General features: G+C 40.6%; 19 protein-coding genes. 17 read left to right on the forward strand and 2 right to left on the reverse strand.

The features are described 5' to 3' along the window. Nucleotides 1-60: 60 nt before the first annotated feature. Nucleotides 61-660 (reverse strand): hypothetical protein, encoded by a 600-nt coding sequence (locus AC0T5Z_RS08040; protein ID WP_291337958.1) that lies wholly within the window; start codon nt 658-660, stop codon nt 61-63. Nucleotides 661-1,065: 405 nt separating this feature from the next. Between AC0T5Z_RS08040 and AC0T5Z_RS08045 the strand changes: the two genes are divergently transcribed. After that, entirely contained in the window at nt 1,066-2,064 is a 999-nt protein-coding gene (locus AC0T5Z_RS08045) for a helix-turn-helix transcriptional regulator (protein WP_291337959.1), read from the forward strand. A gap of 346 nt (nt 2,065-2,410) precedes the next feature. On the opposite strand, the gene mnmG is transcribed toward AC0T5Z_RS08045, so the two are convergent. Next, complete coding sequence (gene mnmG, locus AC0T5Z_RS08050) at nt 2,411-4,291, reverse strand: tRNA uridine-5-carboxymethylaminomethyl(34) synthesis enzyme MnmG (protein ID WP_291337961.1); 1,881 nt, start codon at nt 4,289-4,291, stop codon at nt 2,411-2,413. A gap of 242 nt (nt 4,292-4,533) precedes the next feature. On the opposite strand from mnmG, the gene AC0T5Z_RS08055 reads away from it, so the two are divergent. From AC0T5Z_RS08055 to AC0T5Z_RS08130, 16 genes are all read left to right on the forward strand, one after another. Beyond that, entirely contained in the window at nt 4,534-4,890 is a 357-nt protein-coding gene (locus tag AC0T5Z_RS08055; protein WP_004973135.1) for a hypothetical protein, read from the forward strand. 213 nt (nt 4,891-5,103) lie between these two features. Then, nucleotides 5,104-6,015: a bile acid:sodium symporter family protein gene (locus AC0T5Z_RS08060; protein ID WP_291337962.1), complete on the forward strand. Its 912-nt coding sequence runs from the start codon at nt 5,104-5,106 to the stop codon at nt 6,013-6,015. Between the two features lie 88 nt (nt 6,016-6,103). Continuing rightward, on the forward strand, nt 6,104-6,985 hold the full coding sequence (locus AC0T5Z_RS08065; RefSeq protein ID WP_291337963.1) for a bile acid:sodium symporter family protein: 882 nt from the start codon (nt 6,104-6,106) through the stop codon (nt 6,983-6,985). 254 nt (nt 6,986-7,239) lie between these two features. Next, nucleotides 7,240-8,154: a 50S ribosomal protein L11 methyltransferase gene (prmA, locus tag AC0T5Z_RS08070; protein ID WP_291337964.1), complete on the forward strand. Its 915-nt coding sequence runs from the start codon at nt 7,240-7,242 to the stop codon at nt 8,152-8,154. Nucleotides 8,155-8,157: 3 nt separating this feature from the next. After that, entirely contained in the window at nt 8,158-9,012 is an 855-nt protein-coding gene (locus tag AC0T5Z_RS08075) for a zinc-ribbon and DUF3426 domain-containing protein (RefSeq protein WP_291337966.1), read from the forward strand. Nucleotides 9,013-9,401: 389 nt separating this feature from the next. Next, the gene (gene fis / locus AC0T5Z_RS08080) at nt 9,402-9,671 is read left to right on the forward strand and encodes a DNA-binding transcriptional regulator Fis (RefSeq protein ID WP_001086304.1); all 270 of its coding nucleotides are present in this window, start codon (nt 9,402-9,404) and stop codon (nt 9,669-9,671) included. 92 nt (nt 9,672-9,763) lie between these two features. Then, entirely contained in the window at nt 9,764-11,338 is a 1,575-nt protein-coding gene (gene purH, locus AC0T5Z_RS08085; protein WP_435337083.1) for a bifunctional phosphoribosylaminoimidazolecarboxamide formyltransferase/IMP cyclohydrolase, read from the forward strand. Nucleotides 11,339-11,455: 117 nt separating this feature from the next. Beyond that, nucleotides 11,456-12,739, forward strand: coding sequence for a phosphoribosylamine--glycine ligase (gene purD / locus AC0T5Z_RS08090; RefSeq protein ID WP_435337082.1), 1,284 nt, complete (start codon nt 11,456-11,458; stop codon nt 12,737-12,739). 502 nt (nt 12,740-13,241) lie between these two features. Next, the gene (locus AC0T5Z_RS08095) at nt 13,242-14,114 is read left to right on the forward strand and encodes a MetQ/NlpA family ABC transporter substrate-binding protein (protein ID WP_291338664.1); all 873 of its coding nucleotides are present in this window, start codon (nt 13,242-13,244) and stop codon (nt 14,112-14,114) included. A 74-nt stretch (nt 14,115-14,188) separates the two neighbouring features. Beyond that, the gene (locus AC0T5Z_RS08100) at nt 14,189-15,214 is read left to right on the forward strand and encodes a methionine ABC transporter ATP-binding protein (protein ID WP_435337081.1); all 1,026 of its coding nucleotides are present in this window, start codon (nt 14,189-14,191) and stop codon (nt 15,212-15,214) included. Further along, on the forward strand, nt 15,211-15,906 hold the full coding sequence (locus tag AC0T5Z_RS08105; RefSeq protein WP_435337080.1) for a methionine ABC transporter permease: 696 nt from the start codon (nt 15,211-15,213) through the stop codon (nt 15,904-15,906). Before AC0T5Z_RS08100 ends, AC0T5Z_RS08105 begins: the two co-directional genes overlap by 4 nt. 188 nt (nt 15,907-16,094) lie before the next feature. Next, nucleotides 16,095-19,658 (forward strand): DNA polymerase III subunit alpha, encoded by a 3,564-nt coding sequence (gene dnaE, locus AC0T5Z_RS08110; protein ID WP_435337079.1) that lies wholly within the window; start codon nt 16,095-16,097, stop codon nt 19,656-19,658. 28 nt (nt 19,659-19,686) lie between these two features. Next, a complete protein-coding gene (locus tag AC0T5Z_RS08115; protein WP_435337078.1) occupies nt 19,687-20,535 on the forward strand; it encodes an RNA methyltransferase in 849 nt (282 codons plus the stop codon). Then, the gene (cysE, locus tag AC0T5Z_RS08120) at nt 20,528-21,337 is read left to right on the forward strand and encodes a serine O-acetyltransferase (protein ID WP_291338668.1); all 810 of its coding nucleotides are present in this window, start codon (nt 20,528-20,530) and stop codon (nt 21,335-21,337) included. Before AC0T5Z_RS08115 ends, cysE begins: the two co-directional genes overlap by 8 nt. Before the next feature lie 141 nt (nt 21,338-21,478). After that, on the forward strand, nt 21,479-22,381 hold the full coding sequence (locus tag AC0T5Z_RS08125; RefSeq protein ID WP_435337077.1) for an ABUW_2363 family tetratricopeptide repeat lipoprotein: 903 nt from the start codon (nt 21,479-21,481) through the stop codon (nt 22,379-22,381). A gap of 129 nt (nt 22,382-22,510) precedes the next feature. Further along, the gene (locus AC0T5Z_RS08130; protein ID WP_435337076.1) at nt 22,511-24,505 is read left to right on the forward strand and encodes a lipase family alpha/beta hydrolase; all 1,995 of its coding nucleotides are present in this window, start codon (nt 22,511-22,513) and stop codon (nt 24,503-24,505) included. Nucleotides 24,506-24,735 lie beyond the last annotated feature (230 nt).

The raw sequence follows: 24,735 nt of genomic DNA on the forward strand, positions 1-24,735 counted from the left end.
ACTACGCAGAGTTTATAAATAATATTGTTGTCGATCAGTTTGACATGACAGGTCGCTGGCTTAATCCACTGAAAGTAAGTGCTGAATATGATCACTAAAGTGATAAAAATGCATGGTATCGGGTTGCTGTTTCAGTTGTTGCCATGCGTCTACAAGCGATGTCCAACCTAAATCTTTCAAACATTGTACAATCATTTCCAATTGCGACAAAGTCTTTTCAGTGGATTGTTTTAACCGAATTTGTCGGTCTAATTGTTCAATTTTTTGCCCCAACTGAAAGAATAAAAATATCTGCTGTGGTTCTGCATCTAATAGTGCTTCGCAGTCTTGTACCACATCACAAATATAACTCGCGTTATCGTACGCATTTTGAATACATTGCTGTAATTCAACATAAGTGGTTTTAGTGAAAACCTGTGCCAAGTTTTGAATTTTTGTCCGTGTTTGCTCAAACTGCATCGCAAATGAGGCAGGCTGTTCTTCGTTTAAAATCAATTCATTTAAAGAAGCAGCATCAAATGCAGGCAAACAAAAGGCATGTGCATAAGTCAAAGCAGCATCATTTTGTTTAAATGGAAATTGCTGACAGACATATTGAATACGGGTTAAATAACGGGCTAACCAAAAAATTTCTCGTGCATCGCCGCTAGATAAATTCACGGTTGTTTGTTCCTCCTTATTTCAAGTCAGGTTTTGTCCAAATTGTGTGCTTAATTAAACTACAACACCATAAGACTATATATGTTTTTATTTACATAAACCCGCCTCAAGCATACAAGAAAAAGACTTGACCTTACTTAAAGCATACAGTTTAGTCTTGCTTATCAAAAATACACTTTCAAACCAATAGAAATTCTGAGTCGTCTTTCACCAATCACATACTTTTTCACATAGTTTAATCGAATCTAAAATACGTTAATCCTCTGAACTCACTGCGTAGATGCATGATCTGAATATATACTGCACCGCCTTTTTGAGTAAAAAACTTGATAAACATTCTAAGTTTTCTTATTGTGTTAACACTCAAGCTCTGACTCATTTAAAACGACCAAGCAAATACTGAATATGTCTATACAAGAAAAAGAAACATCGAATAGTTTATATCGCCAATGGCAAATTTTATCGCGCCTTTCTACAGGTAAATGGATGGGCACACGTGAATTACACGATGTCTTGCAACGTGAAGGTATCGATATTAGTTTGCGTACAATTCAACGTGACTTAAATCAAATTTCACAGCGTTTCCCCATTGAAAGTAACGGTACCGTACCGCAGGGTTGGCGCTGGCGTTCAGATGCACCGATTCAAAGTTTACCGCACATGACTAGCTCTCAAGCGGTGACGTTTATGATGGTCGAAGAACATTTAAAACACTTGTTGCCACCAAGCCTGATTGAAGAAATGAACCCTTGGTTTGATTTGGCACGGCGTAGTCTATCCACGCAAAATAATGTTCGCCAATGGATTAACCGTGTGCGGATTGTGCCTGCAACACAACCTTTAATTCCGCCAGTCGTAGACCGCAATGCACAACAGGCGATTTATGAAGGCTTGCTCCAAGACAAACAACTGGAATGTATTTATCAATCACGCAGCAGTTCAGGCGAAGAAAAAACCTATGTGCTGAATCCTTTGGCTTTGGTGCAAAAAGGTGCGGTGATTTATTTAATTTGTACCCGATTTGACAAAACCGACATTCAAACTTTTGCCCTGCATCGTTTTAAAGCGGCCAAAGTTTTAGATTCACGCGCCCTGCATCCTGTTAATTTTGATATTGATGCCTATATTGAATCTGGCGAATTGGGTTTCAGAGTCGATTTCAGCAAAGCTACTGAAAATATTCAGCTCAAACTTACCATGCAAAAAGCTGATGCCATTTACTTTGATGAAAGCCAATTAAGCAAAGATCAAACCATGGAAACACTGGAAAATGGTGATGTGTTGGTGACAGCCACTGTGCCGTTTACCTCGCAATTGGTTTGGTGGTTGCGTAGTTTTGGTAAAAAGCTGATTCAGATTGAACCTATAGAAATTGCCAATGCGGTGCATCAGAATCAGGATTAAAAAAGCCCCAAATATTGGGGCAATAATATTATCATTTTCTTTTAAACTTAGTTATTATGATTGCTGATTGAAGTTAAAATTAAAATTGACTCGGCATTGCACAACATGGTCATGCGAGTTCAGCTGTATTATAACGAATGGTTTTTAAAGTCATATTTTTCCCCCTATCTATGTCGATAAGTATCACTTTAACTGCTCCTGATCTAGCTGTGAAATCATAAGATGTGTGGTCGAAATCAAGTTTTCTCTTATACTTAACTTCTTCTTTACTTAGCATCTGATTTACTTTGGTGCATAAAAAGCCCGCAATTTAAATTTGCGGGCTCCTGCATTACTCTAGCAAATCTTATGCAGATTTACGTGACTGTGCATTTTTACGAATGGTGATCATCACCAATTGAACTGCAGCAGGTGTCACACCCGGAATACGACTGGCTTGTGCCAAAGTTTCAGGCAAAACATGCTTTAACTTCAGCGTAATTTCGCGCGATAAACCTGAAATTGCATCATAATCAAAATCCGCAGGGATTTTGGTTTCTTCCAAGCGTTTTAATTGTGCGACATCTTCATGCTGACGGTTAATATAACCTGCATATTTCACCGCAATTTCAATTTGGTCACCCACTTGTGCAGAAACTTCTGAACCCGTTAATTCTGCAATTTGCGCAAAGCTGATATTTGGACGTTTTAACAGATCAATCGCAGAACATTCTTTAGATAAATCTGCACCTGTCATTTCAACAAATTTTTTGCCCATCGGGTTGTTTGGTGCAGCCCACAAATGCTGTAAACGCCCTGTTTCACGTTCTACTGCTTCCATTTTTTCACAGTAAGCCGCCCAACGGGTGTCATCCACCAAACCAAGTTCACGACCAATTGGGGTCAAACGCTGATCAGCATTGTCTTCACGCAACATCAAACGATATTCCGCACGTGAGGTAAACATGCGGTACGGTTCTTTGGTACCCAGTGTGATCAAATCATCAACCAATACACCAATATAAGCTTCATCACGTTTTGGTGTCCATTGTTCCTGATCCCAAGCGCGACGTGCCGCATTCAAACCAGCCAACACACCTTGCGCACCCGCTTCTTCATAACCAGTCGTGCCATTAATTTGACCTGCAAAATACAAATTATTAATGGCTTTGGTTTCCAAAGTGAATTTCAAGGCTTGTGGATTGAAGTAATCATATTCAATCGCATAACCCGGACGCAAAATATGCGCATTTTCCATACCACGAATTGAACGAACTAATTCGAACTGCACATCAAACGGTAAAGACGTTGAAATTCCGTTTGGATACAATTCATGTGTATCTAAACCTTCAGGCTCCAAAAACACCTGATGCGAGTCTTTGTCAGAAAAACGGTGAATTTTATCTTCAATCGATGGACAGTAACGTGGGCCAACACCTTCAATGACACCTGTATACATAGGTGAACGATCTAAACCACCACGAATAATTTCGTGAGTACGTTCATTGGTATGCGTGATATAGCAGTTCACTTGTTCAGGGTGCATCGACACATCACCCATGAATGACATGGTTGGCGATGGGAAATCACCCGGCTGCGGAATCATGACCGAAAAATCGACTGAACGTGCATCAATACGTGGTGGCGTACCTGTTTTTAAACGACCAACAGGCAAATTTAATTCACGTAAACGCGCCGCCAAAGCAATTGATGGGGGATCGCCTGCACGACCGCCACTCGATTTTTCCAAACCAATATGAATAACGCCACCTAAGAAGGTACCTGTGGTCAATACCACCGTTTTTGCATCAAAGCGAATGCCCATTTGGGTCACAACACCTTTTACAGTATCGCCTTCTACAATCAAGTCATCGGCTGCTTGCTGGAAAATATCTAAATTGGCTTGGTTTTCTAAAGTGGTACGAATCGCAGCTTTAAAACGAACACGGTCTGCCTGCGCACGTGTTGCACGAACCGCAGCACCTTTACGCGAGTTTAAAATACGGAATTGAATCCCACTTTTATCGGCAGCCAATGCCATTGCACCGCCCAAGGCATCAATCTCACGTACCAAATGCGACTTACCAATCCCGCCAATAGCAGGGTTACAGCTCATCTGCCCTAAAGTCTCAATGTTATGAGTTAAGAGTAAGGTTTGACGACCCATACGTGCTGCTGCAAGCGCCGCTTCGGTGCCTGCGTGACCGCCACCAATAACAATGACATCGTAAACTTTAGGATAGTGCATAATGGTCAAGGAGAGATAAAAAATAAAGACGGAATATTATAGCAAAAGTTGTGGCATAAGTTGACAGATTCAGTCGATTTTATTGGCTTAACGGCGCTACAAAATTAATATTTTGTAATCCAAATTTGCATTTTTACTGTATATAAAAACATTTAGACCTAAAAATTAACCAGATCACTGTTGTTTTAATTTGTCCATTTTTTATCCTAATAGCACAGATATGAGAAACAAAGGGAAACATCATGAATAAGAAAATTTTGCTGTCCTCTATGCTTTGTGGCTTATTTTTCAGTCCATTTGCAGTGCAGGCAAATGATAAAGTAGAAACCGTCTATAACGCGCAAAAATTCCAGCAAGTCTGTAAAGGTAAAACTCAGGGCGCACCTGTAAGCTTTGCTTATCGTGGGATTATCTGGAATGGTACCTGTGAACCACAATTCTTTAGTTCATCTAAAGCAGTGCAATTACAAGGCAATGAGCCTGAATTATACCGTTCTTGTATGGCAGATGCGCAAAGTACCGTCATTACAGTCAATGGTACTGAGTTAAAAGGCAAATGTGCCTTAGGCTTTACGCCACCACGCCCTGCTGCCATGTGAGTCCTATCGTAATGAGTCACATCATTTAATTGAATGGATCGGTTTTCATGAAGTGCTTGGGTTACCTTATTAACCTAGACATAAGCATAAAAACCTACGAAAGCAGTCATTGGAAAGAAGTGACTGCTTTGTTTATTGCACATTCAAAAAAAACAATTACACTGCAAAAGAGAAGGAAAACTTACAACCATAAGAAAGAATAAAGGATGTGCTATGGATTCAGGCTTTTTTACCTTTTTTCTACCCCTGACCTTGTCTGTGATGATGATGGGCTTAGGCTTACAACTCACGCCTAAAGACTTTATTCGGGTCAATCAATTTCCTAAAGTCATTTTTTTAACACTTTTTTCACAATTGGTCATTTTGCCTGTTTTAGCATTTTCAATTTGTTTATTTTTAGAATTACCACCGCTGTTGGCAATTGGCTTAATGCTGCTTGCTGCTTCACCAGGGGGGCCTACTGCGAACTTATTTAGCTATGTCTATAAAGGTGACGTTGCCCTAAATATTACCCTAACTGCAATGAATTCTGTGATGGCAACTTTTACTCTGCCTTTTATTGTCAATTTATCTTTTCTGTATTTTATGACTGATCAACAACAAATTGGCATGCCTATTGAAAAAATGGCACAGGTTTTTTTACTGATTATTGTGCCTGTATGTGTAGGAATGGCGGTGCGTAATGCGATGCCACAAATTGCATTACAGTTGGGCAAACCTATGCGTTTGATGTCCATTTATTTCATTTTCGCTTTATTCTTTTATGCACTTTTCCGCGAACGCGCCAATGTCTTTGACTATTTCAGCGCCATTGGTATCGCAACTGCACTATTTTGCTTTTTAAGTTTACTCATTGGTTATCTCGTGCCGTATTTGGCGGGCGTCCCTGATCAACAAGCACGCTCCTGTTGTTTTGAAATTGGTATTCATAACACTGCCGTTTCTTTAACCATTGCACTATCGGTTTTGCAAAGCACTGAAATTGCCATTCCTTCTGCGATCTACACCATTTTTATGTATATGTTCAGTTTTATTTTAGGGAATATCCTGGCTAGACAATCTGCCAAACTTGCTCTTCAACACACACAGGAGCAGAGTTTTAACCACAATAAAAACACAATTTAAGACGTAAGCAAGATTAAATTAACCACATATTAAACAAATAGTTAAATATCAAATATATTATTATAGATGTAAAAACAAAGGAGTGGTTATGGATTCAGGATTAGTCACAATATTTTTGCCTCTGGCTTTGGCCGTGGTCATGGCTGGACTTGGCTTAGAACTCACCCCTAACGACTTTAAACGGGTAAGCAAACACCCCAAAGCAGTCTTTATTGCTTTATTTTGTCAATTGGTTGTTCTGACAACAATTGCATTCTTCATTTGTAAACTGCTGAATTTACCACCTCTGCTTGCAGTCGGAATCATGCTACTGGCAGCCTCTCCTGGCGGGCCAACAGCCAACTTATTTAGCTACTTATATAAAGGCGATATTGCCCTAAACATCACCCTCACTGCCGTCAATTCCGTAATTGCAGCATTTACCTTGCCACTGATTGTCAACTTTGCCATTCATCATTTTATGCAGGATGGACAACAAGTTGGATTACAGTTTGCAAAAGTATTGCAGGTGTTTTTAATTATTATCATCCCTGTCACTTTAGGGATGTCGGTACGCCATTTTAGCCCTCAAACGGCAGACCGCTTAAACAAACCTGTACGTATTTTTGCTGTGGTTTTTCTAATTTTGATTATTATTGGCGCAATTGCCAAAGAGCGAAACAACATCATGCTTTATTTGGCAGATGTAGGACTTGCCACGGCCCTGTTCTGTGCCTGCAGTTTATTGATTGGTTATTTTGTCCCACGTTTCTTTGGCGTGAATAGCCAACAAGCCCGTGCCTGTGCCTTTGAAATTGGTATTCACAACAGCACCCTTGCAATGACTATCGCCCTAACCGTTATGGCAAGCTCAACTATTGCCATGCCTGCTGCTGTTTATTCTATTTTCATGTATATCTTTGCCGCAATTTTAGGCACATTACTAAATAAATTTGTGCCGACACCTGCATCAGAGCAATCTGCATCCTAAAACAAGTCCCTCAATCATCCCCAATCCAGCAATTTGACAGCTTTGGGGATGAGTGAGCGATGATAACTAAAACAAACCATCCACTTATATTTTTAGATTTATATTTTTTTCACTTTATTCGACTATAAGCATAAAGCGAATTTGAAACTTCCAATCGCATAGAGTTTTCCCATTCGCAATCCGAATAAAAAATAACAGCGTCTGCGCCAGTTCAGTTACAATAGTGCTTTCGCATTAAATTTTAGGTTATCTCCGTGAAGTGGTTACAAATACATATTACTGTTGATCAAGCGCAAGTCGATTTTACTGAAACCCTGCTCAGTTCATTGGGTGCTGTCAGCGTAACCTTAGATGATGCGGAAAATCAGGACTTACTTGAGCCACTGCCAGGTGAAACACCACTTTGGAACAAAGTCATTGTGACTGGTATTTATGCACAAGACGAAGGTGAAGAAATTGATGTTGCAGCCTTAGAAACCTTTATTCGTGCGCAAATGCCAGAAGCCCCTTTACGCAGTGAATTTTTGGAAGATCAGGTTTGGGAACGCTCATGGATGGATTACTACGAGCCAATCCAGATTGCAGAGAAATTCTGGATTGTACCTGAATGGTTGGAACCACCTGAGGCAGATGCCGTCAATATAAAACTTGACCCAGGTTTGGCTTTTGGTACAGGTAACCATGCCAGTACATTCTTGTGCCTACAATGGTTAGGTAAAACCGATGTGAAAGATAAAGTCGTGATCGACTACGGTTGTGGTTCAGGCATTTTAGGGGTCGCCGCTTTATTACTCGGTGCAAAAAAAGTCTATGCTACTGATATTGACCCACAAGCAGTTTTAGCAACTAAACAAAATGCTGAACTCAACGGCGTTCTCGAAAACTTATATGTTGGACTTCCAGAAGAGTTCAATCAAACCATTGGAAATGAAAAAGCAGACGTTTTAGTTGCTAATATTTTAGCAGGCCCATTGATGATGCTTGCGCCAGAGTTCGCAACTTTAATTAAATCTGAGGGCGAGTTCGCACTTGCAGGTGTTATTGAAGAGCAAGTTGCTGAAGTTTCTAGTGTTTATTCTGAATTTTTTGATATAGTACAAGTCGAAAAACGTGAAGAAAACTGGTGTCGAATTTCGGGGAAACGCCATCCCCATAACTGTAATTTTTGAGTTATGAGTGACAAGCAAACCAAGTGCCCTGAATGCCAGTCTGTTTATAAAGTATCCGTTGCGCAACTGACCGTTGCGCAAGGCATGGTTTGTTGTCCTAAATGCGACACTACCTTTAATGCTCTTTCGCATTTGGTATTTGCCTATCTACAAAATAAAAATTCAGTCACATCACAGTTACATCACATTCAAAACCACAGTTTTGTACAGGCAACTGCTGAACTTGCGCAAACGCAACATATTTTAGATATTTTTCAGCGTAAAGTTGAACATTCCAATATTGATCTGAAAACCTATCTGAATAACCTCAATTATTTTAGTACCGAACCGATTGGCAACATTCCTGCCATGAACTTATCTGCGCCTGATCTTGAAAATGAAAAAAAGCAAGGCAATGGTTACTACTTACTTTGGGCAATTATTAATCTTTTATTGGTTGGTTTGTTGATCTTTCAAATTTTGTGGTTTAACCCAAAGTTTTTAAACAGCAGCCCTACACTGAATTCTGTGTTTACCCAAGTCTGTCAATTTTTCAACTGTAGTAATCTAGAACAACGCTATAGCTTAATTTCAGCAAATCGCGTGAAGGTGAAACGTGTAGATGCTATAAATACACAATTTACGGGTGAGCTGATCAATTACTATGACAAAAGCTTGGCTTTGCCTCATATCAAAGTCACTTTGAAAGAAAAACAACAAACATTATTTACTTATGTTTATTCTCCACAGGAGTATTTGGTCGAAAGTCTTTCGAGTATTCAACGCATTCCTAAAAACAGTCCATTTAAGTTTGACATTTTAGTTCCAATGTCACGAAACGACTTCGATACCTATACTTTAGAAATTATCAAGCCTTAATTCACAATAAAATAGCGAAAAAATAGCGAAAAAAATTAAAAAAATTGCAGTTTTCTTGCTCACTTTTTCTCATACAATGGTATCATACGCGCCACGAAAGCTTTGTGCTGCAAACTCCTCGCAAGATTCACAACAAATTTAGATCTGTCTAATGCGCTTTATTTTATATATCGCGTACAGAGTAGATTTTTTTGTTTTGATTTTGGTCTGTAACAATTATTAATGTATTGTTACGCTTAAATTTCGACCAATGCGTAGAGTTGTGGCAAGCTAAATGTTCCAGTTTTAGAACTTCCCGTTTTAGGATCTAAAACGGAGTTCATTTAATTTATAGACCACATTGATATATCACTTTATCCCAGTGATATCTGATTTTCGGATTAATTCGCATGAATAGCAAATCTCCTATTTTTACTGCACAATCTGATGTTGCTTTACGTATTCACGTAGATCGCGCAGTTCGCCATTATTTTGCACAACTACAAGGTGAACAACCTTCACAAGTGTATGACATGGTGTTAGCAGAAATGGAGAAACCTCTTTTATCTGTTGTTCTTGAATACACTCGCGGCAACCAAACACGCGCTGCTGAAATTCTTGGACTAAACCGTGGAACTTTACGTAAAAAGTTAAAAGCTCACGGTTTAATGAGTGAATAAGTGATAAAATGCTTGCGGCCTCCGCAGGCATTTTTTTTACCTGCATTTTGCTACTTTGTTTTAATCTGTAATTGAAAACTGTGACGAAGATCATGACTATTAAACGCGCTTTAATCTCTGTTTCTGACAAAACAGGTATTGTTGAATTTGCACAAGAACTTGCTGCTCTTGGGGTAGAAATTTTATCTACTGGCGGTACTTATAAGTTGCTTAAAGACAACAATATAGCTGTCGTAGAAGTATCAGAGCATACTGGTTTCCCAGAAATGATGGATGGTCGTGTAAAAACGTTACACCCAAAAATTCATGGCGGTATCTTGGCTCGTCGTGGTCTAGACGAAGCAGTCATGGCAGAACACAATATTGATGCCATCGACTTGGTAGTAGTTAACCTTTACCCATTTGCAGCAACGGTTGCTAAACCAAACTGTTCACTTGCTGATGCAATTGAGAACATTGACATTGGTGGTCCAACCATGGTTCGTGCTGCAGCGAAAAACCATGCTTCTGTGGGTATTGTGGTTAATGCATCTGACTATGCGACTGTCATTACAGAAATGAAAAACAGCGGTAAATTATCTTACGAAACTCGTTTTGATTTAGCCGTTAAAGCGTTTGAACACACTGCACAATACGACGGCATGATCGCATCTTACTTGGGTGCACGTGTAGGTAAAGAAGAAGGTAAAGCTGACAAGTTTGCACGTACCTTCAATACACAATTGAACAAAGCGCAAGATTTACGTTACGGCGAAAACCCGCATCAGTCAGCAGCATTCTATGTAGAAAGCACAGCAACTGAAGCCTCTGTTTCAACAGCGAAACAACTTCAAGGTAAAGAACTTTCGTATAACAACATTGCAGATACAGATGCCGCACTTGAATGTGTCAAATCATTTGCAAAACCTGCTTGTGTTATCGTTAAACACGCAAACCCATGTGGCGTTGCTGTGTCTTTAGATGGTATTCAAGCGGCATATGACTTGGCTTATGCGACAGATCCTGAATCAGCTTTTGGCGGCATCATTGCATTCAACCGTGAATTAGATGTTGCAACTGCGCAAGCAATTGTAGACCGTCAATTCGTTGAAGTGATCATTGCACCAAGTATTGCAGATGGCGTACTTGAAGTGACTGGTGCAAAGAAAAACGTACGTGTACTTGTTTGTGGCGAGCTTCCAGCAATTGATGCTCGTGCACCGCAAATGGATTACAAACGCGTAAACGGTGGTTTACTGGTTCAAGACCAAGACTTGGGCATGATCACTAAAGATGACTTAAAAGTTGTGACCAAACGTGCACCAACTGAACAAGAAATTGATGACATGATCTTTGCTTGGAAAGTTGCAAAATACGTGAAATCTAATGCAATTGTTTATGCGAAAAACCGTCAAACGATTGGTGTAGGCGCAGGTCAAATGAGCCGTGTAAACTCTGCACGTATTGCTGCAATTAAAGCAGAACATGCAGGTTTAGTGGTTGAGGGTGCAGTTATGGCATCTGACGCATTCTTCCCATTCCGTGATGGTATTGATAACGCTGCTAAGGCTGGTATCAAATGCATTATTCAACCGGGTGGTTCTATGCGTGATGAAGAAACGATTGCTGCAGCAGATGAAGCTGGTATTGCAATGGTCTTCACAGGTATGCGTCATTTCCGTCACTAATTTTTAGACGATCCTCCCTAGCCCTCCTTTATTTATAAAGGAGGGTTTTCTATATTATTGTAGAACGCTGGGAGTTCCCCTTATACAAGGGGGATTATTTTTTAAGGATTTTAATAAATGAACATTTTAGTTTTAGGTAGTGGCGGTCGTGAACATGCATTGGCATGGAAAATCGCACAAGATGAAAAAGTCGCTAAAGTCTTTGTTGCTCCGGGCAACGCAGGTACAGCCACTGAAAATAAATGTGAAAACGTAAATTTAAGCATTTTAGACAATGCTGCAATTATCGATTTTGCCAAAAATAATGCAGTCGATTTAATCATTGTTGGTCCTGAAGCACCATTGGTCAATGGTGTGGTAGATGCCTGCCGTGAAGCAGGTTTAAAAATTTGGGGCCCAACCCAGTTTGCTGCACAGCTTGAAGGTTCTAAAGCCTTTGCCAAGCATTTCTTAAAACGTCACAACATTCCAACTGCTTTCTATGACGTATTCACTGAAGTGGATGCGGCAAAAGCTTTCGTTGAGAAAAATGGCGCGCCAATCGTGATCAAGGCGGATGGTCTTGCTGCGGGTAAAGGGGTGATCGTGGCAATGACAAATGAAGAAGCATTTGCAGCAATTGATGACATGCTGGCAGGCAACAAATTTGGTGATGCAGGTTCTCGTGTTGTGATTGAAGAGTTCCTTGCTGGTGAAGAAGCATCTTTCATTTGTATGATTGATGGCGACAACATCTTACCAATGGCAACATCTCAAGACCATAAACGTATTTTTGAAGGCGATCAAGGTCCAAACACTGGCGGTATGGGTGCTTACTCTCCTGCCCCTGTCGTGACTGCAGACGTATTTGAAAAAACGATGAATGAAGTGATGCGTCCTACTGTTGAAGGTATGAAAAAAGATGGTCATGTTTATACAGGTTTCTTATACGCTGGCTTAATGATTGATGACAAAGGTCAACCCAAAGTGATCGAGTTTAACTGCCGTTTTGGTGACCCAGAAACTCAACCGATTATGATGCGCTTAAAATCATCTTTGGTGGATTTAGTTGAAGCTGGTATTGCAGGTAACTTGCCTGCCGAAGCAGACTGGGATGAACGTAAAACTGTCGGTATCGTACTTGCATCTAAGGGCTACCCAGAAACGTCTAGTAATGGCGATGTGATTTCAGGCTTAGACACTGAAATGACGGATGCCAAAGTATTCCATGCAGGTACGAAAGTTAATGAAAATGGTGAGATCGTGACTGCGGGCGGTCGCGTACTTTGCGTGACTGCTCTAGGCAATACAATTGGTGAAGCTCAAGCCAAAGCATTAGAGCTTTGTGAAAAAGTGACTTTCGATGGCATTCAATATCGTAAAGATATTGGTTACCGTGCAATTGCGCGTGAAAATGCTTAAATTTTTAGTTTACTCTAAAAATCTACGTCCCAAAAAAGCTCGTCACACTACGAGCTTTTTTTTTATTGCTTCAATGAATAAATGAGCCTAGTTGACCCCAAAATCTATTTTCCATATTTATATTTCAGAATAAATTCTATAGCACCTGAATATTTAAACACTTGTTCAAATTCATAATCTTTGCAGAATATATTTATTTATAAGAACTTATTTTGACTTATTCTCTTTATGTTGTAAAAACAGTGATATGCATAACATACGCAGTACTATATAGAATTATTTTTTATTGTTATGATGGGGCATCTTTTGAAAAAGTGAAATGCCCACCCATCTCAAAATTATTGATTGAGCTGTGGGCAGACTTTTTTAATACTCATACAATACCTACAACGTATTTGAGAAACATGCAAAATCATCATGCGATTCCATCCTTCGTGTTGATTTTATTCTTCTCAATCATTGGCAACTTTAGGCACTGCTTAAACTTGCTCAGGATATATTCATGAAAAAGCTCCTTGGTCTTGTACTTGGTCTTTCAGTTGGCTTGGCTGGCTGTGGCAAACAAGAAGCGCCTGCGACTGACGCGGCACAAAAAGATTCTTCTGCTCTACACACTGTCACTATGGCATCAACTGGTTCAGATGCAGATATTTGGCGTTTTATTGCCGACTTACCTGAAACTAAAGCAGCAGGTATTCAACTTGAAGTGAAAAACTTCACCGATTACGTGTCAATGAACACGGCGGTAGCAAATAAAGAAATTGATCTTAATGCATTCCAATCTTATGCCTATATGGTTGCGTTTAATGCCAACAATAAAGATAAAATTGCACCGGTAGCGACAACTTACTTAGAGCCAATGGGTATTTACTCAAGCAAAGTAAAAAAGTTGGATGAGTTCAAAACAGGTGCGACTATCGCCATTCCAAATGATGGTGCCAATGAATCACGTGCGTTGTTATTACTTCAATCGGCTGGTTTGGTTAAACTGAAAGATGGTTTTGACAATGTTCAAGGTACGCCTGCAGACATCGTAGAAAATGCGAAGCAAATTCAAATCAAACCGATTCAAATGGCAACGGCTGTACGTGTAAAAGATGAAGTCGATGCAATTGTCTTGGGCAACACCCTTGCAATGGAAGGTGGTTTGAACGTACTGAAAGATTCAATTTATTATGAGCCAATTGATCAGAGCACAAAAATGAATATCAACATTCTCGCTACTGCTGCAGATCGACAAAATGACCCAATCTTGCAAAAAGTAGGCGCGTTGTATCATACCGAAGCCGTGAAGCAATATATTGATCAGCACTTTGGCGGAACAAAAGTTGCGGTAAATAAACCTGTCAGCTATTTCACTGAAGCAGTAAAATAGTAATATAATGCGTTAAACAAAACAGGCAAAGCGAACTTTGCCTGTTTTTTCATTTATGGACATTTCTTGACGATATGATTGAATTTAAAAATATTTCAAAGCACTATCAGCTCAAAGGTCAAACACTGCGTGCGTTGGATCAAATTAATCTACAAATTCCAACAGGTAGTATTTTTGGCATTATTGGCTATAGTGGTGCAGGTAAAAGTACGTTAATCCGCTTGATTAATTTGTTGGAGCGTCCAAATGCTGGGCAAGTCATCATTCATCAAAAAGATTTTACTGCACTAAATGCTCGTGAATTACGTCAAGAACGTGCCCATATTGGAATGATTTTTCAGCACTTTAATTTATTGCAGACCAAAACTGTGGCTGCCAATATTGAAATGCCGATGAAACTGTTAGGTTGGAACAAAGCCGAACGTGAAAAACGTTTAAATGAATTACTTGAGTTTATTGATTTAAAACATAAAAAAGACGCCTACCCTGATGAACTCTCAGGCGGACAAAAACAACGTGTCGGTATTGCGCGTGCGCTAGCCAATCATCCTAAAATTTTACTTTGCGATGAAGCGACTTCTGCACTTGACCCGCAAACCACCAAGTCTGTACTGGAATTACTGAAAAAGATTAACCGTGAACAAGGCATTACCATTGTGATGGTCACACATGAAATGGATGTGATTGAATCGGTTTGTGATTATGTCGCAGTGATGGAACAAGGCAAAGTGATTGAAACGGGCTCAACCCTAGATATTTTTAGTCAGCCACAGCATCCGACCACCAAAAGCTTTATTCAAACCGTGTTGCAGCAACAGTTGCCTGTCAATATTTTGAATAATCTGGAAAATCAAAATCAGCACAGTATTTATTGTCTGAAATTTTTAGGTAAATCTGCTCAGGAAACCTTGATTCAAGCGGTCATTAAAAAGTTTGATATCAGCCTGAATATTTTATTTGCCAATATGACCGAAATTGATGGCGCTGTGATTGGGCAAATGTTCATTCAATTACTCGGCGATTCAAACGTCATTTTACAGGCGCTTGAGTTTTTAAAAGCCAATGGTGTTGAAATTGAACAGTCAGGAGTACAAGCATGAGAGATTTAATTGTACAGTGGCTGACCTCGGTAACCGCACCTTTTTGGAAAAGCTCTTTATCTATTGACCAGTTTATCACTGCACTACAAGAAACTTTTCACATGGTGTTTTTTGCCATGTTGTTTGGTTGTATCTGGGGCTTTATTCAAGGCATTACCCTAGTCATAACTCGTCCGACAGGTATTTTGCCCAACCGTGTGATTTATCACGGACTCAACCCGATTGTAAATGCACTGCGCTCCCTACCCTTTATTATTTTATTGATTGCAGTGATTCCACTAACTAAATTGTTAGTAGGTACATCCATCGGAACTTGGGCAGCGATTGTACCGCTGACCATTTATGTCGGCCCGTATATTGGTCGTTTGGTAGAAACTTCACTGCTTGAAGTCAATGAAGGGATTGTCGAATCTGCACAGGCAATGGGCGCTACACCCTTACAAATTATCTTCAAATTTATTTTACCTGAAGCGCGTAGCTCGCTCATTTTAAACCTAACCACAGCCACCATTAGCTTAATTGGCGCAACCGCTATGGCAGGTGCAGTCGGTGCAGGCGGCATTGGTGACCTTGCTATTTCTTATGGTTATCAGCGTTTTGACAGTAGTGTTGTCATGCTAACTGTCGTGGTCTTATTAATTTTAGTGCAATTAGTGCAAAGTTTAGGTGACTGGTTATCTAAGCTGAGATAAAACAATCATCACTCAATAGCGAATAACTTAACTTGTTCATCCCACTCGATGAAACGGCAAAAGTTAACGCATAAAATGAAAATTGTGTTCGCGGGTGAAGATCACTTCACCACAGAAAAACACAGCGGCGTGTTTTGTCTTGAGCAGAGCATGCTAAACTAACCCGTGATTTTTAAAGGGACTGATTCATGCGCTTTGTTCATTTAGGTATACATACAGAATTTTCGATTACCGAGTCGATTGTACGCATACCTGACTTGATTAAAGCCGCAGTCAACGAAGAAATGCCCGCTCTGGCATTGACCGATCTATCTAACCTACACGCTGCCGTAAAGTTTTATGGCAAATGTTTGGGGCAAGGCATCAAACCAATTTTAGGTTCAGTGCTGCGTTTAAATGATGCCGATCATCGTGTAACTCTATTATCGATGAACAATCACGGCTGGCGCAACCTGACTGAATTGGTATCCCGTGGCTATATTGAAGGTCAACAACTGAATATCCCTTGCGTCAATAAAGCATGGATTTTAGAACAAGCTGATGACCTGATTCTGTTACTCGGTATTCAAAGTGATGTCGGTAAAATGCTGATCACGTCCAATCCGCAAAAAGCCGAACCATTACTCGAAGAATGGATTGAAAAATTTGGCAATCGGGTTTATTTGGCACTGACCCGTACAGATCGTCCCGATGAAGATGCTTTTATTGCCGAAGCGGTTAAATTAGCTAAAAAATATAATATTGGCGTCGTGGCACATAATGATGTGCACTTTGTCCGCCGTGAAGATTATGAAGCGCATGAAGCACGAGTCTGTATTGCAGATGGTTATGTTTTAGGGGATAACCGTCGTCCTAAAACTTATAGTCCTGAGCAATATTTTAAAACTGCTGTAGAAATGACGGAATTATTTTCCGACATTCCAAGTGCTATTGAAAACAGCTATCAGATTGCCAAACGCTGTAACGTCACGCTGCAATTGGGCAAATACTTCCTTCCAGATTATCCAATTCCAGAAGGACACACCATTGATACCTACTTCGCGCACTTATCCAAACAAGGTTTAGAAGAACGTCTAAATGTGCTCTACCCTGTCGCGCAGCGCGATGAAGACTGGGCAGAAATTCGCAAACCTTATGATGAGCGAATTGAATACGAAATTAATATTATTAATTCAATGGGTTTCCCAGGTTACTTCCTTATCGTCATGGACTTTATTCAATGGTCCAAAAATAATGGCGTACCTGTTGGGCCGGGTCGTGGTTCAGGTGCGGGTTCATTGGTCGCTTATAGCTTAAAAATTACCGACTTAGACCCCCTGCGTTATGAACTACTCTTTGAGCGTTTCTTAAACCCTGAACGCGTATCCATGCCCGACTTTGACGTCGACTTCTGTATTGCGGGACGCGATAAAGTCATTGATTATGTGGCACGTACCTATGGACGTGACGCAGTATCACAAATTGCCACTTTCGGTACTATGGCCGCCAAAGGCGCAATTCGAGATGTCGCGCGGGTTTTAGGCAAATCTTATGGTTTGGCAGATCGTATTTCTAAACTGATTCCAACTAAACCTTTAGGACTCAGTCTGGAAGAATCGATTGAAGCTGAACCACAACTCAAAGATGTGGTGACTAATCCATCTCATCCTGATTATGATGATGCTTCAGAAATTTGGGAAATGGCTTTAAAACTAGAAGGTATTACCCGAAACACTGGCAAACATGCTGGTGGCGTGGTCATTGCACCAACTAAAATCACTGACTTTTCTGCTGTGATGTGTGATGCCGATGGTACCGCTCGTGTTGCGCAATACGATAAAGATGATGTTGAATCTGCAGGTTTAGTCAAATTTGACTTCTTGGGCTTACGTAACCTGACGGTTATTGAAGATGCGGTACAAAACATCAATAAACGTATGCGAGCCGATACACCGCTAGATATTGCCCATATTCCATTGGACGATAAAGACGCCTATTTAGTCTTTGCCAATGCCAACACTACAGCGGTATTCCAGTTTGAATCCGTGGGCATGAAAAAAATGCTGAAAGAAGCACGCCCAAGTAAATTTGAAGAAATTATTGCTTTCGTATCGTTGTATCGTCCTGGCCCGATGGACCTGATTCCAGACTTTATTCACCGTATGCACGGCGGTGAGTTTGAGTATTTACATCCATTGCTAGAAGGTGTGCTTGAGCCAACCTACGGCATTATGGTTTATCAGGAACAGGTCATGCAGGCGGCACAGTATTGTGCAGGCTATACACTGGGTGGTGCGGATTTACTGCGTCGTGCTATGGGTAAGAAAAAACCTGAAGAAATGGTGAAACAGCGCCAAATCTTTATTGAAGGTGCTGCAAAAAAAGACATTGATGCCGCCACAGCCAACCATATTTTTGACTATATGGAAAAGTTTGCTGGCTACGGTTTTAACAAATCTCATGCGGCAGCCTATGCCCTTGTTGCCTATCAAACCGCATGGCTTAAAGCACATTACCCTGCCGAATTCTTGGCAGCGGTCATGTCATCGGAAATGCAAAACACCGACAACGTGGTGTTCCTAATTGATGACTGTCGCCACAATGGTTTGGAAGTTTTACCACCTTCGGTCAATATGTCTTTGTATCATTTCCACGCCAGCGATGAGCGCACCATTGTCTATGGACTTGGTGCAATTAAAGGCGTGGGCGAACAAGCCATGCAATCGGTGATTGATTCACGCCAAAAAGAAGGCCCATACCGCGATTTATTTGACTTCTGTCATCGTATTGATTTGAAGAAAATCAACAAACGAACCCTCGAAGCTTTAATTCGTGCGGGCGCATTAGACTGTTTAGGCATTGAACGCTCCAGCTTAATGGCTCAATTGCCAGAAGCGGTACAAGCAGCTGAACAAGCACGTTCCAATCGTGAAACGGGCATCATGGATTTGTTTGGTGAGGTTGAAGAAGTACAGCGTAAGCCAGCTAAACCTGTGAAACCATGGTCAGATGAAGTCAGACTCAAAGGTGAAAAAGACACGCTTGGACTTTATCTCACTGGTCACCCGATTGATGTCTATCGTAATGAATTAAAAGCCTTTATTCCAGGTAAAATTAATGAGCTGACGCCAACTCGTCGTGGTGTGACCACAGTCTTTGCAGGCTTGGTGGTGGATGTGGCCAACTTCCCCAATCGTATGGTAGTCACTTTGGATGATGGTACGGCACGTATTGAAGTGTCTGCCAACCATGAACGCTTCCAACGCTTTAAAGATATTGTACAAACTGAAAAAGTGGTGGTGATCGAAGGTGAAATTTATGAACGCGAAGGTTTTGATCGCCCAATGGGACGCTTAACCAAAGCATTTAGCCTGAACGAAATTCGCCAAAAACGTGCCAATAGCATTCAAATTCACTTACAACCTGAACATTTAAGCAAGACCCTGAGTCAAGACTTACAAAATATGTTACTGCCGTACTGTAATGTAGATTTATGCACGCATATTCCTGTGTTATTGCATCTTGACTATGCTTATGCCACTGCAGAATTACATTTGGGTATTCAGTGGAAAATCGCTCCCTTAGATGAAGCCTTGGTGAAGCTGCGTGATTATTTTGGTAAAGAAAGTCTACATATTGAGTATCAAGTGAAATCTAAAGCTGCAAAAGCTGTCGATGTGGCAAAACCTGCAACGATTGCACCATCAGCAGCTGACATCAGCATGGACGATGCGATGGATTTATACCATACCGAAGTTGATCAATACTCTTAATTGAAAATTTAACCCATCTGGATTTGTTATGAGTCAAACCGACAATGCAGCTGTTGCCGCACACCTCTCCCACGTGCGTATTGTCATGGTGAATACCACCCTGCCTGCCAACATTGGCAGTGCCTTACGCGCCATGAAAACCATGGGGCTAAACAAATTGGTTTTGGTTGCTCCAAAAACCTATCCACACCCAGATATTGATGCTTTGGCAGCAGGTGCGACCGATTTAATTGAACAGATTGAAGTGGTTGAACAGCTCGAAGACGCCATTGCAGACTGCCATTTGGTCTTTGGCACCAGTGCGCGAAGTCGTACTATACCTTGGCCACTCTTGGATGCACGCCCTGCGGCAGTAAAATCTTTAAATGCTGTGGCGCAGCATGGGCAAAACATTGCAATTATTTTCGGACGTGAAGATCGTGGTTTAACCAATGAAGAACTGGCGTTGGCGAATTATCACGTGACGATTCCTGTCAATGAAGAATATGGTGTATTGAATGTTGCTCAAGCCATTCAAGTGATTTGCTATGAAATGCGTATGGCTGCCATCGATATTGTCGGAAAAATTGCCGATCCCGAAGCGACTATGCAAGTGACAGATTCTGAAGCGATGCAATGGGATGAACCTTTGGTCAACCACGAACAAATGCAACAGTTCTATCCACATTTAGAAAAAATGCTGGCAGAAATTGAATTTATGGACCCAAAAAATCCACGATTATTGCCTTTGCGCTTGCGTCGGCTTTTCGGACGTATACAATTAGATCGCATGGAATACCATTTACTTCGCGGTATTTTTAGCCGCGTACAAGCAATGAATAACGGTTCATGGAAAAAATCTACATCAACACAGGACGAGGATCAAACTAATGCTTAAACAGCTCAAAGAAGACATTCAAGCTGTCTTCGCGCGCGATCCTGCTGCTCGAAATACGCTCGAAGTCTTAACGACTTATCCAGGAATTCACGCTTTACTGATGCATCGCTTGGCACATGAATTATGGAACAAAGACTGTAAGGGATCGGCTCGTCTACTCTCGTCATTTAGCCGTTTTGCTACAGGAATTGAAATTCATCCTGGTGCAAAAATTGGTCGTCGCTTTTTTATTGACCATGGCATGGGCGTAGTGATTGGTGAAACTGCTGAAATTGGCGATGATGTTACCTTATATCATGGCGTTACTTTAGGCGGTACCACGTGGAATAAAGGCAAACGTCATCCAACTTTGGAAGATGGCGTGGTGGTCGGTGCAGGCGCGAAAATTCTAGGCCCATTTACCGTACATAAAAATGCCAAAGTTGGCTCCAATGCGGTGGTGACCAAAGAAGTTCCTGAAGGTGCAACTGCTGTGGGTAACCCTGCGCGCTTTATTATTAAAAATAAACCTGCCGATGATCAGGAAGCACGTCGTCGTGATTATGCTGCCAGCATTGGTTTCCAACCTTATGCGGCAACACAAAATCAGTCCGACCCGATTTTGGATGGTATGCGTGTGTTATTGGATCGTTTAGAACAAAATGAAAAACGTATGAATTTGTTGTGTCAGCGTTTATCTTTACTTGACCCAAGTTTTAAAAACCAACAACAACACGCACAAGCTTATAGTGCAGAAGAATTAAAAATAATTGAAGATGTTAGACGTGAATGTGAAATGCAATACAACTCAACGGACACTTAAAAAAGTTCGTATCACTGTGTAACCAAGCCCCATCATTTATATTGCATGTTCGGAACAGATTTCTTAGACTGACCGACATGCAATATTTTAATCCGACACAATCACCTCTCACTTTTAAAATAAATTGAATGGAAGAACACCATGACTCTTAAGCCTTTGGCACTCAGTATTTTAGCCGCAACGCTCGTTAGCGCCTGTGTTGCACCACCAAAACAAGAAGTAAAACCACCTATCGTATTTACCGAACCAGAATTAAGCGCACCATTCTATGCCTTAAATCCATTTAATTATGATGCCCCACCACCATTTGAAATCAACCTACAGAAAGCAGCAGCACAGCCTGTGACTAAAATGGTGGTCACGAACCCAAATGATCCAAGCAAAAGCATTACCTTAGATCAAAACAAATTGATTATACCTACGGTCAATCACAATACCCGTAGCTTGAAGTTTGCGGTTTTGGCTGGTGAAAACGAAATCGACATCACTGAAATTGATGACTTCTTACAATTGGTCGAAGGCAAAGCACGTCACTATCCGCCACGTTTTAGCGAACGACAGGAACGTCGTGGTTTTGAGGCGAAGCTCAAAGAAGTGACTCAACAATTAGACACTTTAGCAGCCAATGAAAATGCCTCTTTTGATATTTTGATGCGAGCATTTAAAGCCAGTGTTATGGCGCGCAACCTAGACTTAGGCTCTGTTTACACCACACGCTCACTTAACTATGCACAACGTATCTTAAAAATTAATCAGGAAGATGCCGAAGCGAATTTCTGGTTTGGTTTTGGTCTATCTGAAGGTGGCGGTCATCGTGAAGCGATTCCTTATTTAGACAAAGCCATGAAAGCAGGTGTGCAGGAAGCTTATTTGTCTGCGGCAAACAACTATATAGCTATGGAACAAAAGAAAAATGCAATACAAACTTTGAAAAATTATAAAATCAAATACCCGCAAGAAGCCGAAGTGGCTGACCGTTTAATTGCTGAAATTGAAAAGCAAGGTCGTTGGAATGTATGGCAAGTGATCGCGCCACGTACTTGATTCAAGATCGATACAAAAATACCTAAAAATAGACCGTTTCGACGGTCTATTTTGCTTACGACGCAATTGAAAAAGCTTTAAAAAAACGTATGATGGAAAAAAATCTTAAAAAATTAAGCCAAACTCTCCATGAATAAAATTGTGATTGCTGCATTGCTCAGTACAACACTGCTGTCTGGTTGCCAGGTAGTTAGTGTTAAGAATCAGGCATTAAAAGTCAGCATTGCCAATGAGCGCGATAGTATTTTATCACGTAAGAAACTCAGTGAAGCCAGTTTAAATGTCTTGTCGATGACAGGACGTGAAGCCAATATTTGTGCCGAAAAACCTGAAGAATGTGTGACTGCACTAAAACAAATACCACAAATTCAGGATGAACAACTCCTCTCAACCGCCAGTGAATTATATTTAGCAAAAGCGATTGAACTGGAAAACTCATCGTCCTGCAAAATCAGTATTTTGAACAGTAAAAGATCGGAGGAACAACAAAAAATTCATCAGGCCAATTATGAACAATGTTTAGATCAGCAATTGCATATGCTCGATCAAAGTATTCGTTATAGTTACGCCTACATGTTTAAAACCAAACGTGCGCCGCAAGACCGTATTTTTGATAACAGACAGGTCCAAATTCGGGATTTTTATAATCAAGCGATTGCCAAATTGGTCAGCAGCTATGCGCTGCGCTATAAACACAATGAATTACAACAACAAATTCGTGTTGGCAACAGCATTTACGATATTGATTTTGATTACTACCCACAGCTGAAACAACAAAAAATTCAGCAATTGATGTCAACCTATAACCTGAACTTTTCGGGTTTGCGCTCGATCACCCGCCGTGATGGTTTTGGGTCTGAATTTCTAGTGGTACTACCTGAAAATCCAAACGATGATTTGAGCAAAAGCAAATATATTATTGATCCCCTAAAATATGATTATCCTGCAGGAAAAAATCCTAACATTCATCAAGCACGCTATTTAGCCGCGACCATCACTGCAGAACCGCATAGTGCCAATTCCATTGAAGATATTTTAAATCAGCCGCATTTTAAGCTCAAAGCTTATGATCCGTATAAATACGAGTCTGCTCAAATTGCGCAAAAGCAGTATCCACTTGCCGCAAACTTTTCTGCACCTTATGGCTTGTGGTTAGCGCAAAATAATTTAGGTAAATCGGCTTATTTGTCCTTAATTGATCGTGAAGAACGACTCAGTATGCCGCATTTGTACTTACTTGAGCCGTATAATCCGAATAAAAAAGTCATTGTCCTCATTCATGGTTTGGCCAGTAGTCCTGAAGCGTGGATTCGCTTAACCAACGATATTATGGGCGACTCTGTTTTACGAGAAAACTTCCAAGTTTGGCAAGTGTTTTACTCAACGAATATGCCAATTTTAGAAAGCCGTTTCCAAATTTACGCCCTACTTCAACAAGGCTTTAAACAGGTTAGCCCTTCTGCTGCTGCCAAAAAAGATGCTGTGTTGATTGGACACAGCATGGGCGGTATTTTGGCGCGTTTGTTAGTCAGTGATACCGACTTAACTCAACCTGCCATGCAAATGCTCAATAACCGACAGTTTGAACGCTTTCGGTCTGATCCTTTGTTGCAAGCACGTTTGCGTATCAAACCTATTAACAATTTTAACCGTGCAATATTCTTGGCTGCACCGCATAAAGGTACAGAGTTTGCAGACCGCTGGTTTACTCTAGCTGCACGTAAAGTTATTCGCTTACCGACTGCATTTTTAAGTGCCTTTGCTGACGCCTTACAGCAACATGAGGTCGATTTAAAAAACTTGACCAAAGAAATTGGACATGGCGTCATTCAAAACGGTCCGAGTGATTTAAGTAAAAATTCCAAATTTACGCAATTAACTGAAAATATTTTGCCTGTTAAAGGATTTAAATATCACAGTATTATTGGCAATAATACTGACAGCACAGAGCATCAACTGATGAATGATGATGTGGTGCATTACAACAGTGCGCACTTAGATGGTGCTGTTTCAGAAAAAATTATTAAAGGCGGACATTCCATTCAGGAAACACCAGAAGCCGTATTGGAGTTGCGACGTATTCTTAGATTACATTTACAAGATTTAGGTCTGTATAAACCGTAATTTGTCACAGCAAATAAAACCGAAGTCTAAGTGGCTTCGGTTTTTATCTATTAGGCTGTTTATCAGCAGCAGTACATTGGTGCTTGTTCCCAATAAGCTTTTGTCAATAAATCCTCTAATTCAGCATAGTCATATTCGCGTGGATTGTAATATGGACTGCCACTGATAATAAGTGCCACTTCAGCAGGTGCTGTTTCGGGTAATCATAAATCTTTAAGTCGCATTACAAT

This window comes from Acinetobacter pengchengensis, from assembly GCF_982235305.1.